The organism is Streptomyces tanashiensis, assembly GCF_014648895.1.
Taxonomy (GTDB): Bacteria; Actinomycetota; Actinomycetes; order Streptomycetales; family Streptomycetaceae; genus Streptomyces; species Streptomyces tanashiensis.
Window position 1 is genome coordinate 59,422 of the sequence record NZ_BMRZ01000023.1, and the last position, 16,995, is coordinate 76,416.

General features: G+C 74.3%; 16 protein-coding genes. 8 read left to right on the top strand and 8 right to left on the bottom strand.

All coding sequences use genetic code 11. The features are described from left to right. Nucleotides 1-3: 3 nt before the first annotated feature. Entirely contained in the window at nucleotides 4-753 is a 750-nt protein-coding gene (locus tag IE237_RS37610) for a glycosyltransferase (protein WP_189806697.1), read from the bottom strand. Nucleotides 754-1,298: 545 nt separating this feature from the next. After that, nucleotides 1,299-2,081 (bottom strand): glycosyltransferase family 2 protein, encoded by a 783-nt coding sequence (locus IE237_RS37615; RefSeq protein ID WP_189806698.1) that lies wholly within the window; start codon nucleotides 2,079-2,081, stop codon nucleotides 1,299-1,301. A gap of 219 nt (nucleotides 2,082-2,300) precedes the next feature. Here IE237_RS37615 and IE237_RS37620 point away from each other — a divergent pair, with 219 nt between their 5' ends. Then, complete coding sequence (locus IE237_RS37620; RefSeq protein ID WP_189806699.1) at nucleotides 2,301-4,142, top strand: glycoside hydrolase family 15 protein; 1,842 nt, start codon at nucleotides 2,301-2,303, stop codon at nucleotides 4,140-4,142. A gap of 46 nt (nucleotides 4,143-4,188) precedes the next feature. Then, nucleotides 4,189-4,479, top strand: coding sequence for a hypothetical protein (locus tag IE237_RS37625; RefSeq protein ID WP_189806700.1), 291 nt, complete (start codon nucleotides 4,189-4,191; stop codon nucleotides 4,477-4,479). Nucleotides 4,480-4,486: 7 nt separating this feature from the next. On the opposite strand, the gene IE237_RS37630 is transcribed toward IE237_RS37625, so the two are convergent. Further along, entirely contained in the window at nucleotides 4,487-4,729 is a 243-nt protein-coding gene (locus IE237_RS37630) for a hypothetical protein (protein ID WP_189806701.1), read from the bottom strand. Between the two features lie 134 nt (nucleotides 4,730-4,863). Here IE237_RS37630 and IE237_RS37635 point away from each other — a divergent pair, with 134 nt between their 5' ends. From IE237_RS37635 to IE237_RS37650, 4 genes are all read left to right on the top strand, one after another. Next, nucleotides 4,864-5,937, top strand: a complete 1,074-nt coding sequence (locus tag IE237_RS37635) for a phosphatase PAP2 family protein (protein WP_189806702.1) — start codon at nucleotides 4,864-4,866, stop codon at nucleotides 5,935-5,937. A gap of 43 nt (nucleotides 5,938-5,980) precedes the next feature. After that, nucleotides 5,981-8,200 carry an NADP-dependent isocitrate dehydrogenase gene (locus tag IE237_RS37640; protein ID WP_189806703.1) on the top strand — a complete coding sequence of 740 codons (2,220 nt, stop codon included), beginning with the start codon at nucleotides 5,981-5,983 and terminating at the stop codon, nucleotides 8,198-8,200. A gap of 118 nt (nucleotides 8,201-8,318) precedes the next feature. Further along, nucleotides 8,319-8,612 (top strand): hypothetical protein, encoded by a 294-nt coding sequence (locus IE237_RS37645; protein WP_189806704.1) that lies wholly within the window; start codon nucleotides 8,319-8,321, stop codon nucleotides 8,610-8,612. A gap of 87 nt (nucleotides 8,613-8,699) precedes the next feature. Further along, the gene (locus IE237_RS37650; protein WP_189806705.1) at nucleotides 8,700-10,325 is read left to right on the top strand and encodes a sigma-70 family RNA polymerase sigma factor; all 1,626 of its coding nucleotides are present in this window, start codon (nucleotides 8,700-8,702) and stop codon (nucleotides 10,323-10,325) included. A gap of 41 nt (nucleotides 10,326-10,366) precedes the next feature. Here IE237_RS37650 and IE237_RS37655 read toward each other — a convergent pair whose 3' ends face one another. From IE237_RS37655 to IE237_RS37670, 4 genes are all read right to left on the bottom strand, one after another. Then, a complete protein-coding gene (locus IE237_RS37655) occupies nucleotides 10,367-11,041 on the bottom strand; it encodes a CAP domain-containing protein (RefSeq protein WP_189806706.1) in 675 nt (224 codons plus the stop codon). 138 nt (nucleotides 11,042-11,179) lie between these two features. Next, nucleotides 11,180-12,052 carry a universal stress protein gene (locus tag IE237_RS37660; RefSeq protein WP_189806707.1) on the bottom strand — a complete coding sequence of 291 codons (873 nt, stop codon included), beginning with the start codon at nucleotides 12,050-12,052 and terminating at the stop codon, nucleotides 11,180-11,182. Between the two features lie 148 nt (nucleotides 12,053-12,200). Next, a complete protein-coding gene (locus IE237_RS37665) occupies nucleotides 12,201-13,547 on the bottom strand; it encodes an acyl-CoA dehydrogenase family protein (RefSeq protein ID WP_189806708.1) in 1,347 nt (448 codons plus the stop codon). A gap of 158 nt (nucleotides 13,548-13,705) precedes the next feature. Further along, complete coding sequence (locus IE237_RS37670) at nucleotides 13,706-14,161, bottom strand: RrF2 family transcriptional regulator (protein WP_189806709.1); 456 nt, start codon at nucleotides 14,159-14,161, stop codon at nucleotides 13,706-13,708. 451 nt (nucleotides 14,162-14,612) lie between these two features. On the opposite strand from IE237_RS37670, the gene IE237_RS37675 reads away from it, so the two are divergent. Further along, on the top strand, nucleotides 14,613-15,479 hold the full coding sequence (locus IE237_RS37675) for a glutathione S-transferase C-terminal domain-containing protein (RefSeq protein ID WP_189806710.1): 867 nt from the start codon (nucleotides 14,613-14,615) through the stop codon (nucleotides 15,477-15,479). 28 nt (nucleotides 15,480-15,507) lie between these two features. On the opposite strand, the gene IE237_RS37680 is transcribed toward IE237_RS37675, so the two are convergent. Further along, on the bottom strand, nucleotides 15,508-16,545 hold the full coding sequence (locus IE237_RS37680; protein ID WP_189806711.1) for an NAD-dependent epimerase/dehydratase family protein: 1,038 nt from the start codon (nucleotides 16,543-16,545) through the stop codon (nucleotides 15,508-15,510). Between the two features lie 143 nt (nucleotides 16,546-16,688). Between IE237_RS37680 and IE237_RS37685 the strand changes: the two genes are divergently transcribed. Then, on the top strand, nucleotides 16,689-16,934 hold the full coding sequence (locus IE237_RS37685) for a DUF5133 domain-containing protein (protein WP_189806712.1): 246 nt from the start codon (nucleotides 16,689-16,691) through the stop codon (nucleotides 16,932-16,934). Nucleotides 16,935-16,995 lie beyond the last annotated feature (61 nt).

Consider the following 16,995-nt stretch of genomic DNA (forward strand, 5'->3'; position numbering starts at 1 on the left):
TGATCACCGGGCCACCGAGATGCGCAGGAGATCGGCCATCGAGCGCAGTCCGTCGCGCCGTGCCGAGAACGTCGAGCCGGGCACGTCGTGCCAGACCACCGGCACCTCCACGACGTCCCGCCCGGCCCGCACGATCCGGGCGAGCAGTTCGACGTCGAAGGCGAAGCCGTCGATGTGGCAGTCCCGCACGATCGCCCGGGCCAGCGGCCCGGCGAAGAACTTGAAGCCGCACTGGGTGTCGGCGACACCGGGCAGCGACAGATGCGCCAGCGTGCGGAACAGCAGGCCGCCGCCGCGGCGCAGCAGCGGCTGCTCCACGTCGAGGCGCGCGCCGGGCGCGTGGCGGGAGGCGATGACGGCGCCGTGGCCCGCACGCAGCAGCCGCATGACCCGGTCCAGGGTGTCCACGGGAGTGGCGTTGTCGGCGTCGGCGAAGCCGATGAACCGGGCCGAGGAGGTCTCGATCCCGCGCCGGACGGCCGCGCCCTTGCCCTGGTCGCTGCAGCCGATGGCGTGGACCGGGACGGGGGAGTCGGCGAAGCGCCCGAGGACGTCGAGCGTGCCGTCGGCGCTGTTGTTGTCGACGACGACGACCGCCGAGGACCAGGGGCGCGTGGTCAGGTAGTCGACGGTGGCGGCCACGGTCGAGGGCAGCCGGCGCTGCTCGTTGAACGCGGGGATCAGGAGTTCCAGTTCCACCGGCGGTCGGACGAGCCGGCGGGGGAGCGGTGCGTGGGTGCGTGCGGCGGCCATCACGCCTCGCCTCCTCGGGGGAAGGCGCGGGGCGCGGGGCGCACGGTCGCGCGGGGGATCAGGGCGGGGACGAGGGTGCGGCGGCCGGTGCCGTCAGCGGGTCCGGACGAGCCGGGTGACGCGGATGTGCCGGGTGAGCCCGGTGAACCGGATGAGCCGGACGATCGGCCCGAGCCGCGGCTGCGGCGCGCGCTGCGGGTGTGAGCCGTACGGGCGCGTCGGCGCCGCGCCGCACCGCGCGGCCTGCAGGCCATGCTCCGGGGCGGAGGGGCGCCGCGGCCGATCCGGTCGGAGGCCCGGCGGGCCGGGTGGGCGGTCGGGGCGTGCGGGGAGCGGCAGAGTGAGCGGCGCCGGGCATCGGTGAGGGGCCAGTCGGTCACGCGTCGCAACGGGTGCGGAACGAGTGCCACCGGCATTCGGCTGAGGGGGCTGCAGGTCACGACGAGCCTCTTCCGTCAACCGACCCTGCCGAGGGTGTGCGCTCAGGGTCTGGTTTGTGATGAAATGTTGCTTCCTCCAGCGTTAGCATCCTTCGGCATGGTTCGTCAACCGGAGGAGCCCCGGGAGCCGCGGAAAGGTCCGTGCGCCAGACGCGACAGCGCGTTGTGCGGCCGCTCGTCGAGGAGGGTGCCGAGAATGCGGGCACCGTCGCGGACCGTGCGGGGGTGCGTCGGGCCGTGACGGCTCGGCAGTTCGAGGCTCGGCACCTCGGCGACGCGCAGTCCGTAGTGCAGGGCGTGCGTGACGAGTTCGGCGCCGAGCTCGACGCCGTCCTCGCGCAGGTCGAGGAGGTCGACGAAGGGGCGCCGGAACGCGCAGAATCCGTACCAGAGATCCGTGAGATGCTGGCCGTACAGCCGACGGGCGACCCGCAGCAGAGCGCGCTGCCCGAGACGCCGTGAGAGCGGATAGTCGGCGTAGTCGCCGCCCGCGATGAAACGCGATCCCTTCACGAAGTCGTAACCGCTTTCCAGGTAGTGCAGGTAATGCGGGATCTCGTGCGGCGACATGCTTCCGTCGGCGTTCATCAGGACGACCAGGTCCCCGGTCGCCGCGAGCAGCGCCGCGTGCGGGATGTCGCCCCGTGTGAAGTCCCAGGGCCCGAGCCGCAGCACGTCGATCCCGTCCCGCACGCCCCCCGCCTCGGCGGGGCCGCCGATCAGGACGACCTGGCGCACACCGGCCGGCACCTGGTCCAGGAGCCGGTCGAGTGCCGCGCCCGGACGTCCGTCACCGGGGCGGACCGTGAGGACCAGACTCACCGTCCGGATGCCGGAACCGGGCGTCCGGTCGGTCGACCGGCGCAGCGGATGCGAATCGCTGCTCATCGGGAATCGCTACTCATCGGTACGGCCTCACTCGTCGGTTCGGCCTCACGGGCGGCGGGCCCGCCCGATTCAGAATCCTGCGCCCCGGTGATCCCGTCAAGAAAAACGGATGAATATGCGGGAGTCCGCGAAGGGATGACCCGCGGAATGGTCCGGGTTTTCCGGCCGATTCGGCCGGCTCTTTCTGCGCGCGTTCCCTGAGGGGAATACAATCCGGTCATGGCAGGGCGAATTGAAGACTACGCCCTCGTCGGTGACCTGGAGACCGCTGCGCTCATCGGGACCGACGGGTCCGTCGACTGGTGGTGCGCGCCGCGCTTCGACTCGCCCGCCTGCCTCGCCGCTCTCCTCGGGGCGCCGGACCACGGCCGCTGGATCCTCGCCCCCGTCGGCAACACCCGCTGTACGCGCAGGAGTTACCGTGGCGACACGCTCGTCCTCGACACCGTCTGGGAGACCCTCTCCGGAACCGTCCGGATCACGGACTTCATGCCACCGCGCTGTCCGGGCGAGGGGGCCCCGAGGATCGTCCGCGTCGTCGAGGGGATCGCCGGACGGGTCGCCGTCCGCAGTGAGTTGAGGGTCCGCTTCCACCACGGCAGCATCGTGCCCTGGACCCGCGCGACGGACCGGCGCACCGTCGTCTCCGTCGCCGGACCCGACGCCGTGCACCTCTCCTGCGGGCCCGGCGTCGCACTCGACGTCACCCCGGAGCGTACGAGCTGCGATTTCACCGTCACGGCCGGCCGCCGGGTCGCCTTCGTCCTCGGCTGGAGCCCCTCCCACGCCCCCGCGCCGCCGCCCGCGTCACCCGCCGACATCGCCGCCACCCTCCACCGCACCCTCGCCTTCTGGAACGACTGGGCCGCCGCCCTCCGCTACGAGGGACCCGCGCGCGAGGCCGTGATCCGCTCCCTGCTCACCCTCAAGGCCCTCACCTACGCCCCCACCGGTGGCATCGTCGCCGCCGCCACGACCTCCCTCCCCGAGTACATCGGCGGTCGCCGCAACTGGGACTACCGCTTCTGCTGGCTGCGCGACTCGACCTTCACCCTCTCCTGCCTGCTCCGCGGCGGATACCGCGGGGAGGCGCTGGCCTGGACGGACTGGCTGCTGCGCGCCGTCGCGGGCGATCCCGCCGACCTCCAGCCGCTCTACGGGGTCGAGGGCCAGCGGCGCCTCCCCGAGACGTTCGCCGACTGGCTGCCCGGCTACGAGAACTCACGGCCCGTCAGATTCGGCAACGCGGCCGTGGGCCAGTTCCAGCTCGACGTCTACGGAGAGGTGCTCAGCACCGTCTACTCGGCCGTCCGGGCGGGCATCGCGCTCACCCCCGCGGCCTGGGCCCTGGTGGCCTCGCTCCTGGAGTACCTCGGCGAACGCTGGCAGGAACCCGACGAGGGCATCTGGGAAGTCCGGGGCCCCCGACGCCACTTCGTCCACTCCAAGGTCATGGCCTGGGTCGCCGCCGACCGTGCCGTCCGCCTCGCCCGGGTCGCCGGACTGCGCGGCTCCCTCGCGCGCTGGCAGGCGCTCCGCGCCGAACTGCACGCCGAGATCTGTGCCCGGGGGTGGAGCGAGGAACAGGGTTCCTTCACCCAGTACTACGGGAGCCGGCAGGTCGACGCCACCGCGCTGCTGATCCCCCGGCTCGGCTTCCTCCCCGCCGGCGACCCCCGCGTCCTCGGCACCGTCCGGGCGATGGAGCGGCTCGACGACCACGGATTCCTGCGCCGGTACGGGGACGTCCGGGACGGCGGCACGCACGACCTCGACGACCTGGGCGGCACCGAGGGGAGCTTCGTCGCCTGCACGTTCTGGTACGCCGACGCCCTCGCCATGACCGGCCGGGCCGGCGAGGCCCGGGCCGTCTTCGAGCGGCTCCTCGACGTCCGCAACGACGTCGGGCTCCTCGCCGAGGAATGGGACCCGGTGGCCGGCCGCCAGCTCGGCAACATGCCGCAGGCGCTCAGCCATGTCGCCCTGGTGAACACGGCGTTCACCCTGTACGGCACCCGCCGCCACGACCGCGACCGCCCGCGCCACCTCGCTGTGGCATGATCGCGTCGACCTCCGGCGGTGGGCCGGGGGACCAGGGGGGTCGGACATGGACTGGTACGTCGTCGTCCCGGGCGCGATCGCGCTCGTCTTCGCCGTCGGCGGCGTCGCCGCGCTCCGTACCGGCTGGGTCTTCCCCTGGCTGCGCGCCCGCGTCTACCGGACGGGCCTCTTCGGCCGGGGCCAGCTGCTCATGGCCGCCGCCTTCGCCTTCCAGGCGCTCGCCCCGTTCTCCGACGAGCGGGCCATACGCTCCGGACTCGGGATCGCGAGCGTGCTCGCCCTCGTGGCGGGCCTCGTCCTGACGGTCCTGGGCCAGCGCCCGCGCCACGAGCGCTGAGACGCCGCTACCGGCGCCGCCCGTCCTCGTCCGGCAGGATCCAGCGGCCGTCGCCGCCCCGGCCCGGCCGGAACCGGCGGCCCTCGTCCCGGCGACGTGAGGTGGACTCGCTCATCGCCTCCAGCGCCACGAACGCGGCGATCACCAGCGCGATCACGATCGCGCCCAGGACGTACCAGCCGTTCGGCGCCAGGAACCCGAACGCGATCAGCACCAGCAGTCCGACGCCGATCTTGCGCGGCAGCGACATGAGTCTCCCCCCCGGAGCATCCGTGCGGTCTCCCGGGCAGACGCGGACGGCGCCCGCCCCGGTTCCCGTGCTCCGGCGTGTCGTTCGGGTGCCTCCAGCGGGCGCCACGGCCGCGCGTGGGTTCGAATCGGGGCATGGCTTCCAACGACAGGCTCCGCAGCGGCGGCCCCCCGAGGCCGCTCAAGACCGGTGACACCTGGTGGTACGCCGCCGTGGCCGGCGAGGCCGCCGGCTCGTTCAGCGCACGGGTCCGCACCCGGACCCGCCGTGCCTGCCTCGGGGCCGTCCTCCTCCTCACGGTCGTCTACGCGGGACTCGTGCTCACCGCGACCGGCCGCCGCTGGGGCGACGCCGCCGTGACCGGCCGGCGCGCCGACTCCGCCGCCGTCAGGGTGCTCCGCGAGCACCCCTCCCTCGCCGGGCTCACCACCTTCTCCCTGATCCTCGGCTGCGTCCTCCTCCTCGCCGTCGGCCTCATACGCAAGCGGTACGCCCTCACCGGCGCAGCCGCCGGCGCGGTCGTCACCGCCCTCGCCGTCACCGGGCTCCTCCAGCGGTACGCGCCCCGCCCCCGGATCGTCGACACCGCCGGCGCCCTCGTCCCGAGCGGCTTCCCCAGCGCCCAGACCACCCTCGCCCTCGGCATCGCCCTCGGCCTGGTCCTCGTCGTCCCCTACCGGCTGCGCGCGCTCGTCGTCGGCGCCGCCACGCTCTGGGCCGCCGCCGTCGGCGCGTACACCATCGCCGCGGGACAGCACCGGCCCGGCGACGTCATCGCCGCCGCCCTCGTCGTCCTCGCCGTGACCACCGGCCTCCTCGCCGTCATCGCCCGCAGGGGCAAGGTCCGCCCCGGCCCGCGACGCGGTCCCGCGCTGCCCGGCCTCCCCGTCACCGTCCCGCTCGCCCTCCTCGCCGTGGCCGGCCTCGGCGCCGGGCTCTGGCTGCTCGGCGACACCCTCGCGCTGCCCACCGCCGCCCCGTACGACCCGGCCGAGCTCCGCCTCGCCCACCGCTGCGGGCAGGCCCTCGCCGCGGGTGTGGTCGCCACCGCGGGACTGACCCTGCTCGCCCTGCTCCGCCGCGTCGACGTGGACGGCCCCCCGGCCGCGTACCGGCTCGGAGGGCCCTTCGTCGAGGCCGCCGGCGTCCCGCACGACAGCGACCTCGTGGGGCCCTTTACCGAGGACCGCGATCACGAGATATCTTGATGTCGAGCAATCTCGCATACGCAGACGTGGAGCGGAGCACCCGGTGACTGACTCGACCATCATCTACACCCACACTGACGAGGCGCCCGCCCTGGCGACGTACTCGTTCCTGCCCGTGATCCAGGCGTATGCCTCGCAGGCCGGCGTCACGGTCGAGACGCGGGACATCTCGCTCGCGGGCCGCATCATCGCCGTCTTCCCGGAGTTCCTGGAGGAGGGCCAGCGCATCGCCGACGCCCTCTCCGAGCTCGGTGACCTGGCCAAGACGCCCGGCGCCAACATCATCAAGCTGCCGAACGTCTCGGCGTCCATCCCGCAGCTCAAGGCCGCGATCGCCGAGCTCCAGGCGCAGGGCTACGCCCTCCCGGACTACCCGGACGACCCGAAGACGGACCAGGACAAGGACGTCCGCGCCCGTTACGACAAGATCAAGGGTTCGGCCGTGAACCCGGTCCTGCGCGAGGGCAACTCCGACCGCCGCGCGCCGGGCTCGGTCAAGAACTACGCCAAGACCCACCCGCACCGCATGGGCGCCTGGACCCCCGAGTCCAAGACCAACGTCGCCACGATGAGCGAGAACGACTTCGCCTCCACGGAGAAGTCCACCGTCCTCACGAAGGACGACACCCTCCGCTTCGAGTTCACCGCCGCCGACGGCACCGTCAGCGAGCTCCGTGAGCCGCTGAAGGTCATCGCCGGCGAGGTCCTCGACGCCGCCGTCATGCGCGCCGCCGCGCTGCGCACCTTCCTCGGCGAGCAGGTCGCCCGCGCCAAGGCCGAGGACGTGCTCTTCTCCGTGCACCTCAAGGCCACGATGATGAAGGTCTCCGACCCGATCGTCTTCGGTCACGTCGTGCGCGCCTTCTTCCCGAACACCTTCGCCACGTACGGCGAGGCGCTCGCGGCCGCCGGCCTGTCCCCGAACGACGGCCTCGGCACCGTCCTGGGCGGCCTGGACGCGCTTCCGAACGGCGCCGAGATCAAGGCCTCCTTCGAGGCCGAGCTCGCCGAGGGCCCCGCCCTGGCGATGGTCGACTCCGACAAGGGCATCACCAACCTGCACGTGCCGTCCGACGTCATCGTCGACGCCTCGATGCCGGCCATGATCCGCACCTCCGGCCACATGTGGGGCCCGGACGGCCAGGAGGCCGACACCCTCGCGGTCCTCCCGGACCACAGCTACTCCGGCGTCTACCAGGCCGTCATCGAGGACTGCCGCGCGCACGGCGCCTTCGACCCGTCGACCATGGGCTCCGTCCCGAACGTCGGCCTCATGGCGCAGAAGGCCGAGGAGTACGGCTCCCACGACAAGACCTTCGAGATCGCCCAGGCCGGCACCGTCCGCCTGATCGACTCCGAGGGCCACGTCGTCCTGGAGCAGGAGGTCGCCGAGGGCGACATCTTCCGCGCCTGCCAGACCAAGGACCTGCCCATCCAGGACTGGGTCAAGCTGGCCGTCACCCGCGCCCGCGCCACCGGCGCCCCGGCCGTCTTCTGGCTGGACGAGAACCGCGCCCACGACGCGCAGCTCATCGCCAAGGTGGAGCAGTACCTGCCGGAGCACGACACCGAGGGCCTGGACATCAAGATCCTCTCCCCGGTCGAGGCCACGAAGTTCTCCCTGGAGCGCATCCGCCGCGGCGAGGACACCATCTCGGTCACCGGCAACGTCCTCCGCGACTACCTGACCGACCTCTTCCCGATCCTGGAGCTGGGCACCAGCGCCAAGATGCTGTCGGTCGTCCCGCTCATGGCGGGCGGCGGCCTCTTCGAGACCGGCGCCGGCGGCTCCGCCCCGAAGCACGTCCAGCAGCTCGTCAAGGAGAACTACCTCCGCTGGGACAGCCTCGGCGAGTTCTTCGCCCTGGCCGCCTCCTTCGAGCACCTCGCGACCACCACGGGCAACACCCGCGCCCAGGTCCTCGCCGACACCCTCGACCGCGCCACCGGCACCTTCCTCAACGAGGACAAGTCGCCGACCCGTCGCCTCGGTGGTATCGACAACCGCGGCAGCCACTTCTACCTGTCCCTGTACTGGGCCCAGGAGCTGGCCGCCCAGACCGAGGACGCGGAGCTGGCCAAGGCCTTCTCCCCGCTCGCCGAGACCCTCTCCGCGAACGAGCAGAAGATCGTCGATGAGCTCGTCGCGGTCCAGGGCTCCCCGGCCGAGATCGGCGGCTACTACCAGCCCGACCCGGCCAAGGCCGCGGCCGTGATGCGTCCGTCCGCCACGTTCAACGAGGCCGTCGCGTCCCTCGCCTGATCCGGCGCGAGACCGTCGTCCGCCCCGGCGCGCGACCCGTACCGCCCCGGCCGGAATCCCTCCGGCCGGGGCGGTCCCGTCGGTGGCGCATCTCACGTCCGGGTGTGAACCTGGATGGATGAGCTGGGCATCTTGGACGACCGCCGGTGTCTACACCGGGCGAGGTGGGGTGCTGACCGACGAGGCCGGAGTCGTCACGGGCGATCTGACCGTGCACACGACGTTCGCCGAGCGCGAGGCACGCGTGGCCGTGCAGTACAGCGGCGCATCCGACTGGTTCACCATGTCGGGCAGTCCCGTTCCGTGCGGATCGGAGGAGGAGAGCCGCGACCTGCACGACGCCGTCGTGGCCGCCGTCCGGGAGGGGAACGGGGCCACGGTCCCGACCCTGCCCGCGGCACCACCGGTGTAGCCGCCGTCCGGCAGAAAGTGTTATCCCTCCCATGCCCACGGGTCTCCCGTCACGGGGGACTCGGACCAGGGATGAGGGAGCAGACCCATGCACAGCGACGAGCGACGCACCACGGCCCTTGTGGAGGCGGCCAGGGCCGGTGACGCGGACGCGAGGGACGCCCTGGTCCGCGAGCACCTCCCGCTCGTCCACAACATCGTCGGCCGTGCCCTCGACGGCCACGCCGACACGGACGACATCGTCCAGGAGACGATGGTCCGCGCCCTCGACGGGCTCCCCGCGCTCCGTGACCCGTCCCGCTTCCGGTCCTGGCTCGTCGCCATCGCCATGAACGGGATACGGCGCCGCTGGCACGAGCACCGGCGGGGGCCCGTGCCCGGCCTCGACCGGGCCGCCGACCTCGCGGACCCGGCCGGCGACTTCACCGAGCTCACCATCCTCCGCCTGGGCCTGTCCGGGCAGCGTCGCGACGTGGCGCGCGCGACCCGCTGGCTCGACGAGGACGACACCGAACTCCTCGCCCTGTGGTGGCTGGAGGCCGCCGGCGAACTCACCCGCGCCGAGCTCGCCGAAGGCCTCGGCGTCACCCCGCAGCACGCCGCCGTCCGCGTCCAGCGCATGAAGGAACGCCTGGACACGGGCCGCTCGGTGGTCCGCGCCCTGGACGCGCTGCCGCCGTGCCCGGAGCTCACGGAGACCGTCGCGCCCTGGGACGGCCGGCCCTCCCCGCTCTGGCGCAAGCGGATCGCCCGCCATCTGCGCACCTGCGCCGCCTGCGGTGCCCGCGCGAGCGGCCGCCGCGGCCTCGCCCCGGTCGAGGGGCTCCTCGTCGGCATCGGCCTCGTCCCCCCGCTGACGGCCGCGGTCGGCCTCACGGACGGACCGGCGACGGAGTACGTCGCGCACGCGTCCTCGCAGCCCCACGCGTCCCCAGAGCCCCACGGGTCCCCGGAGCCCCAGGGATCCCCAGAGCCCCACGCGTCCTCGGACCCTCACGGGCCCTCGCACTCCCACGGGCCCTCGCACTCCCACGGGTCCTCGCACTCCCACGGGTCGCGCTCCCGCGCGTCCGACGACGCCGGACGATGGACCCCGCTGCGGCGCGCCGGCGTCGCCGGGGTCGCGGCCGTCGCCGTCCTCGGGGCGGCCGCCCTCCTCGTACCGCCGGAGCCGGAGGCACGCGTCCGGCCCGACCGGCCCGCCGCCGCGCCACCGGCGACGACCGCCCCGGCCACGGCCTCCCCGAGCCCGGTGGTCACCGTCGCCGCCCCCACCCCGACGACCGCGACCCCGAACCCCCGGCGCACCCCGCGCCCGAAGCCGACCACGGACCCGGGGGACCGGGTCACCGCGCTCGTCAACCGGCTCCGGGCGGCGGCCGGTTGCGCACCGCTGCGGACCGACCCCCGGCTGGTCGAGGCGGCCCGGGGCTACGCCCGCGACATGGCCGCACGCGGCTACTACGGGCACAGCAGCCCTGAGGGCGACTTCGCGGACGCCCGGATCACCGCCGCCGGATACGACTGGAGCGCCTGGGCCGAGAACCTGGCCCGCGGCGCGACCGGTCCGGAGGCCGTCGTCGAGGACTGGCAGGACGGGTCGATGCACGAGCAGAACATGCTGGACTGCCGGTACCGGGACACGGGCGTGGCGACGGTGCCCGGTCCCGGCGGCAGGATCTGGGTGCAGAAGCTGGCCGCCCCCGCCTCCTGAGCGGGCGCCCGGACCGGGAGCCCTGCCCGGGGGCCGGGGCCTCAGCGTCTGGCGCCGAAGTCCTGCACCCACCAGGGGCCGTTGGCGGCGAGGGTCACCCCGACGCCGATGTCCCTGAAGGAGCAGTTGAGGATGTTCGCCCGGTGGCCGGGGCTGTTCATCCAGTCCTCCATGGCCTGGTCCGGGGTCGTCGGCCCGCGGTGGATGTTCTCCCCCCAGGTCGACCACGTGTACCCGGCGCCGCTGATCCGGTCGCCGGCGTCCCGGCCCTCCGGGCTGTGGTGCTCGTAGTAGTCGCGTGCGGCCATGTCGTCGGCGTGCCCCTGGGCGGCGGCCCGCAGATGGCCTTCGGAGCGGAGCGGTTCGCAACCGGCCTTCTCGCGCTCGGCGTTGGCGAGGGCGACGACGTCCTGCACGTACCGGGCGGCCCTCCCCGCCGCCGCCGTCGCCCGGTGCGGGGCGGACGCGGCGGTGGCCGTGGTGCCGGTCGCGGGAGTGGCCACGTACATCCCGGTCGCCACCGTCAGCGCGGCGGCCGCGGCCCCGGCGAGGGTGACGGCGGTACGGAAGGACGGACGACGGGGGCGCCTGCGCTCCCCGCCCGTTCTGCGGTGCCGGCCGCCGCCCCGCCCCGCCGGGTCGGGGCGGCGGGGGACGGCGGAACGGTCGGAGTGTTCGGGGTCCGGGGAGTGGCCGGGACGGTCGTGGTGCCGCATGGAGCTCCGCTCTCTCGCCGAGGTCGCCGGACGGTCCGGCGCTGGGAGAGCCACCGGGGCGACGGCGGTAAGACTTTCCGGGCCGGGCCGCCCCGACACTCCTCGTCAACACGGAGCGTCAATGCACGTCCGAGACTGTCAGCCCTGCGGGACCACCGCCACCGGACACGGCGCGAGGTGGAGCGCCGCGTGCGCCACCGAACCGATCCGCGGCCCGACGGCGCCGCGCCGGGCCCGCCGGCCGACCACCAGGAGCTGGGCGCCGCCCGAGGCCGAGAGCAGCACCTGCCCCGCGCTGCCCAGTTCGACGTGCTCGACGACCGGCACGTCGGGGTACCGCTCGCGCCACGGGGCGAGCGCCTCGCGCAGCGCCTTCTCCTCGTACGGGACGAGCCCGCCGGCCTCGTCCGCGAGGCGCATCGAGGCCGGGCTGTACGCGTACAGAGGAGGCAGGCTCCAGGCGCGCACCGCACGCACCGCGGCCCCGCGCGCGGCGGCGGTCTCGAAGGCGACGCCGAGCGCGGCGGCGCTGTCCTCCGGGCTGCCGAGCTGCCCGACGAGCACGTATCCGGCGGGCGGTTCGGCCTGCTCGCCGTCGCGCGACCGCACGGCGACGACGGGACGCGTGGCGGCGGCGATGATCTGCTGCCCGTACGAGCCGAGCAGGAAGCCGGTGACGGCGCCGCGGCCGCGCGAGCCGATGACGAGCAGCTCGGCCCGGTCCTCGGTGCCGAGCAGCGCGGCCACCGGGGTGTCGGGAAGCACCTCGGCCGTGAGCGCGAGCCCCGGGTGGCGCTCGGCGATCGTGGCCTCGGCCTCGCGCAGCACGGCGTGGGCGGCGCGCTGCTGGTCCTCGGGGTCCTGGAGCAGGGGGAGGTCGAGCGGTTCCCAGCGCCACGCGTGCGCGAGCCGTAGCGGGAGGCCCCGGTGCAGGGCCTCGCGCGCCGCCCAGTCGGCCGCGGCGAGGCTCTCGGGGGAACCGTCGACTCCTGCGACGATCTCACGACTCATCAGGCTGCCTCCGTGGGTGCGGTGACGGGCCCGCCGGCCGGCCGGCCCTCCTGACTCCAGCTTGGGCCCATCGGCCGCTCGGCGAGAGGGCCGGAGGTCCCGACATGCCGGTCCGTCCGTCCCTTTCCCGTGTAGGCGCCCCGCCGGATCAGGCCAGCAGGGTGAGCCGGGCGTGCGTGCCGTTGAGGTAGTGGTCCCCGATGTCGCGGAGCCGGTGGGCCGCCTGTGTGGGGGCGGTGAGCGCGCGGGCGTTGCGCCAGAACCGGTCGAAGCCGGGTCCGCCGCCGCGGGCCTCGGCTCCCGTCGTGCCGTCGACGAGTTCGAGGATGCGGGTGGTGATGTGGACCGCCGCCCGGCCGGTGACGGTCTCGGCCGCCGCCACGAGGACGGCGATGTCGGCGCGTTCCTCCAGGCCGAGCGACCACTCGGCGAGCAGTCCCCGGGCGAGGGCGTCCGTCGCCCGCTCCACCACCGCGGCGGCGGCGTGCGCGGCCGTCGCCAGTTCCCCGTACGCGAGGAGGAGGTACGGGTCGTCCCCGGATCCGGCCGGCGGCGAGGCGTCCGCGGCCGACGGGCCTCCCGCGCGGTCGGTGGGGGCGGGGCCCGCCTGTCCGGCGCGGCTGATGTCGCGTGCCTCGGCGAGCGCCCCTTCGGCGATGCCGAGACCCACCTGGACGAGCAGCAGCCGCAGGGCGAGCGGTGCGAGGGTGGTGAACGGCGCGACGGCGTGCTCGTCCTGGGGGAGGGTCCCGAGGACGTGCCCGGGCTCCACCGGGACGTGGTCGAAGGTGACGGTGCCGGCCCCGGCCAGGCGCTGACCGACCCGGTCCGTACCGGCGTCCGTGAACACGCCCGGGTGGGCCGGGTCCACGAGGACGACGAGGAGGTCGCCGGTGCCGCCGGGCCGTGCGGCGACGACGAGCCGGTCGGCGACCGTCACGCCCGAGGCGAAGCTGCGGCGCCCGTCGAGGATCCAGCCGTCGCCGGGGCCGTCGGCGGGGGTGAGCGTGAGGCCGGGGCCGGACTCGCCGCGCGGCGGTTCGACGCCGCCGGCCAGCAGCCAGCGCTCCTCGGCCGTACACACGTCGAGGGAGAGCCCGTGGGACCGCGTGCCGCCGGTGTCGTGGCCGGGACCGAAGAAGCGGCTGCTCCAGGACAGCGCGTAGTGGTGGGCGAGGAGTTCACCCACCGAGCTGTCGGCGGCGGAGATCTCCCGCACGACCGCGCAGGCGGCCCGCCAGTCCGCGCCGCGGCGGGTCGGTCCCGGTGCCGTGAGGAGAGCGGGCAGCCCCGCCTCCTGGAGCCGTGCGACCTCGTCGAAGGGGGCCTTCCCCGCCCGGTCCCGGGCGAGGGCGTCGACGGCGAGGTCGTCGGCCAGCTCGCGGGTGACGCGGGGCCAGATCTCGTCGTCGGCGGGCCGGTCGACGGGCCGGCCGGGTGGTGCGGAGGCGGTGCGTATCGCTGGTCTCTTCGGCGATCTCCTCGGCGTACTCACGTCACCTCACCTGATCCCTAGTATCCCCACTGGAATAGTAGGGATACTGACAGAGGCGACCCCGTGCCCCCAAGGGGCGTCCACAAGCTGGACAGGCTCGTATCGATGCGCGAGACACCGTCAGGTTCGCGCAGGTGACGGGAGCTTGACCCGGTCGGTCAGGGGTTGGTCCACGCCTCGGGGTCGTCCGCGAGCGCGACGATCTCCGCCGGCAGCTTCGCCGCCGCGAGCTCCGCGAGGGACACCCCGAGCACACCGCGGACGCTCGCCCGCAGCGCGATCCACAGCGTGAGCAGCGACTCGGCGGGCCCCGTGTACGACAGCTCCGGCGGGCGCTCCCCGCGCACCGAGACCAGAGGGCCGTCCACGCAGCGGATGACGTCCGCGACCGAGATGGACTCGGCCGGCCGGGCCAGCCAGTACCCGCCGTTGCCGCCGCGCTGGCTCTGCACCAGACCGCCCTTGCGCATGTCGCCGAGGATGCCCTCCAGGAACTTGTGCGAGATGTCCTGGTCCACCGCGATGGCCTCGGCCTTCAGCGGCCCCGCGTCCTGGGCTGCGGCGAGCTGGAGGGCGGCCCGCACCGCGTAGTCGGCCCTGGCTGAAATGCGCATGCGCGCATTATTCCGCACGGACGTGACCGGATCCGTGCGGCCGGACCGTGGCCCGTGAGACGAGCCGTACCGCACCCTTGACGTCACCCGTGACCGGCCGGACACTCATGGACGGGAAAACCGAGCGAACAGGTAGGAAACCATGGGACGCACCGGCCGGAGGGACACCTCGCCCGCCGCGTCCCTCCCGCGCTCGCCGGCCCTCACCTCCCGTCGGCACATCGATCTGCTGCGGGTCTGCAGCGCCGCGAGTCGCCGTTCCCGCCCGGGCGTCCCCCCGTCCGCCGAGGCCTGATCCGCAGGACAGGTCCCGGGCGCCCGTCGCGGTCCCACCGGCTCCTCTTCCCGTACTTCTGCTGCCTCCGGGCCCCGTGCGACCCGCGCGTCACAGCGTCGTGACCCGAACCCGCGCGCCGCCCGACCCAGCACCGAGCACCCCCGAGGGAGAAGCATGTCCGTCGTCGTCCCGTCCTCGCTCCTGCCCGCCTCCGCCGCGCCCGCCTTCCGGGGCCGGATCGGCCGCGACGTGAGCAGCGGCCACTACGCCGTCCCGCACCGCTACCGCCTCCATGTCGACCCGTCGGACCCCCGGTGTCTGAGCATCGCCCTCACCCACAGCCTGCTCGGACTCGACGACACGCTCCCGCTCACCGTGCTCCCCGGCACCCCCGACACGCCCGACGGCGGATACACCGTGCTCCGCCCGCTGTACGAGGCGAGCGCCCACCTCTACGCCGGACCGGCCGCCGCACCCGTGCTCAGCGACGGATGGACCGGACGGATCGTCAGCACCCACGTCCCCGACATCCTCCGGGACCTCGCCCTGCGCTTCCGGGGCGACGGACCCGACCTGCTGCCCGAGGAGCACCGCGACGCCGTCGACGCGGTCGCCGACCTCTGCGAGCGGAGCGTCAACCGCGCCGCCCAGCGTGCCGGCGAGCTCGGACTCGACGGCGAGGCCGCGCACCGCGACCCGCTCACCGTCCTCTTCACCGCGCTCGGCTCCCTCGAACGCCGCCTAGCCCACCGCCCGTACGTCCTCGGCGACGCGCCGACCGCCGCCGACGTGCACGTCTGGGTCACCCTCGTCCAGCTCGACACCGTCCACCGCTGGCACCTCGACGCCGCCGCCATGGACCGGGTCGCCGGACACCCCGCGCTGTGGGCCTACGCCCAGCGCCTCGCCGCCCGCCCCGAATTCGCCCGCCACCTCGACATCGACGCCGTCCTGCGCCGCCACCGCGCCCACTGCCGCGGCCGCGAGGCCGCGGGCGCCGGGATACGCCTCGTCGACTGGACCGCCGCCGCACCGCGCTGACGCGCGCGCGGGGTCCGCGCGGCGACCGTCAGCCGATGCGGTGCCCCGCCAGCGGGGCCGTGTCGTCCCCGGACCCCGCGCGGACCCCGCGCAGGAACGCCTCCAGAGCCTCCAGCGAGCTCGCCGCCGGCTCCCACCCCAGCTCCCGCCGGGCCCGCTCGGTGGCGAGCAGGGGCAGGTGCCGCAGCGCGTCGAACAGCCCCGGGGAGGCCCCGGCGAGCCGCAGCCGCCAGGCCGCCGACAAGGCACCCCGCACCGCACCGGCGGGCACCTTCACCGGCCTGGCGTGCAGCAGTCCGCCCAGGACCGCGCCGTCGATCACCGGCTCCGCGGCGAGGTTGAACGCGCCCCGGACGTCCCTCAGGAGCGCCCGCCGGTAGGCGTCCGCCGCGTCCTCCGTGTGCAGGACCTGGAACCGCAGCCCCTCGAACTCCGGGAGCAGCGGCAGCAGATCGGGCCGCACCAGCTGCCCCGGGAAGAACCGCCCGGCGAAGATCCGCCGCTGCCCGCTCGCCGACTCCTCCTTGAAGAGGAACGCCGGCCGCATCCGGACCACCCGGATCAGCGGATGGTCCCGCTCGAAGGTGTCGAGGACCCGCTCCAGATAGGCCTTCTCCCGGGTGTACGCGGCGCCGGGCCAGCCGTGCGTCGGCCACGCCTCGGACACCGGGGCGCCGCCCTCGGGACCGGGGGAGTACGCGCCCACCGAGGAGGCGTGCACCAGGACCGGCACCCGCGCCGCCGCCACCGCGTCGAAGACGCGGACCGCGCCCAGCACATTGGTCCGCCAGGTCTCCACCGGATCGTGGGTCGGCCCGAACCGCCAGGCCAGGTGCACCACCGCGTCCGCGTCCGCCACGTACTGCGCGAGCCGGGGCCCGTCCCCCTCCAGGGAGAGGTCCAGCTCGGCCCACTCCACCCCCGGGAGGTCGAGAGCCGGCCGCCGCCGGGCGAGACCGAGGACCGAGCCGATACCGGGATCGCGGGCCAGGATCCGGACCAGGCTCGTCCCCACGTTGCCGGTGGCGCCCGTGACGACGACGCGCGAAATCGTGCTCGGGTTCATGTCTCCGACCCTCCGCCATGGGCGGCGGAACCGCATTCCGGCAGCCGCTCCGGACCGGGCCCGTCACACAGCGTGTCCGTACGGTTCGCGAGTGTGGCCGGTGGCCGGGAACATGGAGCGACTCAGGAGACAGGAGAACGGCCATGCTGCTGCCCGACAGGAACACCGTCGACCGGCTGCTCCGGCACTTCCGCGCCCAGGAGCGGTCCGTGCTGGACAGGCCGGGCGACCTGTCGGCCCGCCGGCGCTTCGAGGACACGGCGTACACCCTGTGCGTCCTGATGGGAGAACGCACCGCGCGCGAGGCCGCCCTCGCCGCCGAGCGGTACGTGGGCTCCGAAGGAGATCAGGAATCGAGAAGCGTGGCCATCGTGCCGCCACTAGCGTGACGTCATGACCTTCGCGCACGTGCTCGACGCGCTCGGCCACGGCCGCGAGGGCTCACCGTCA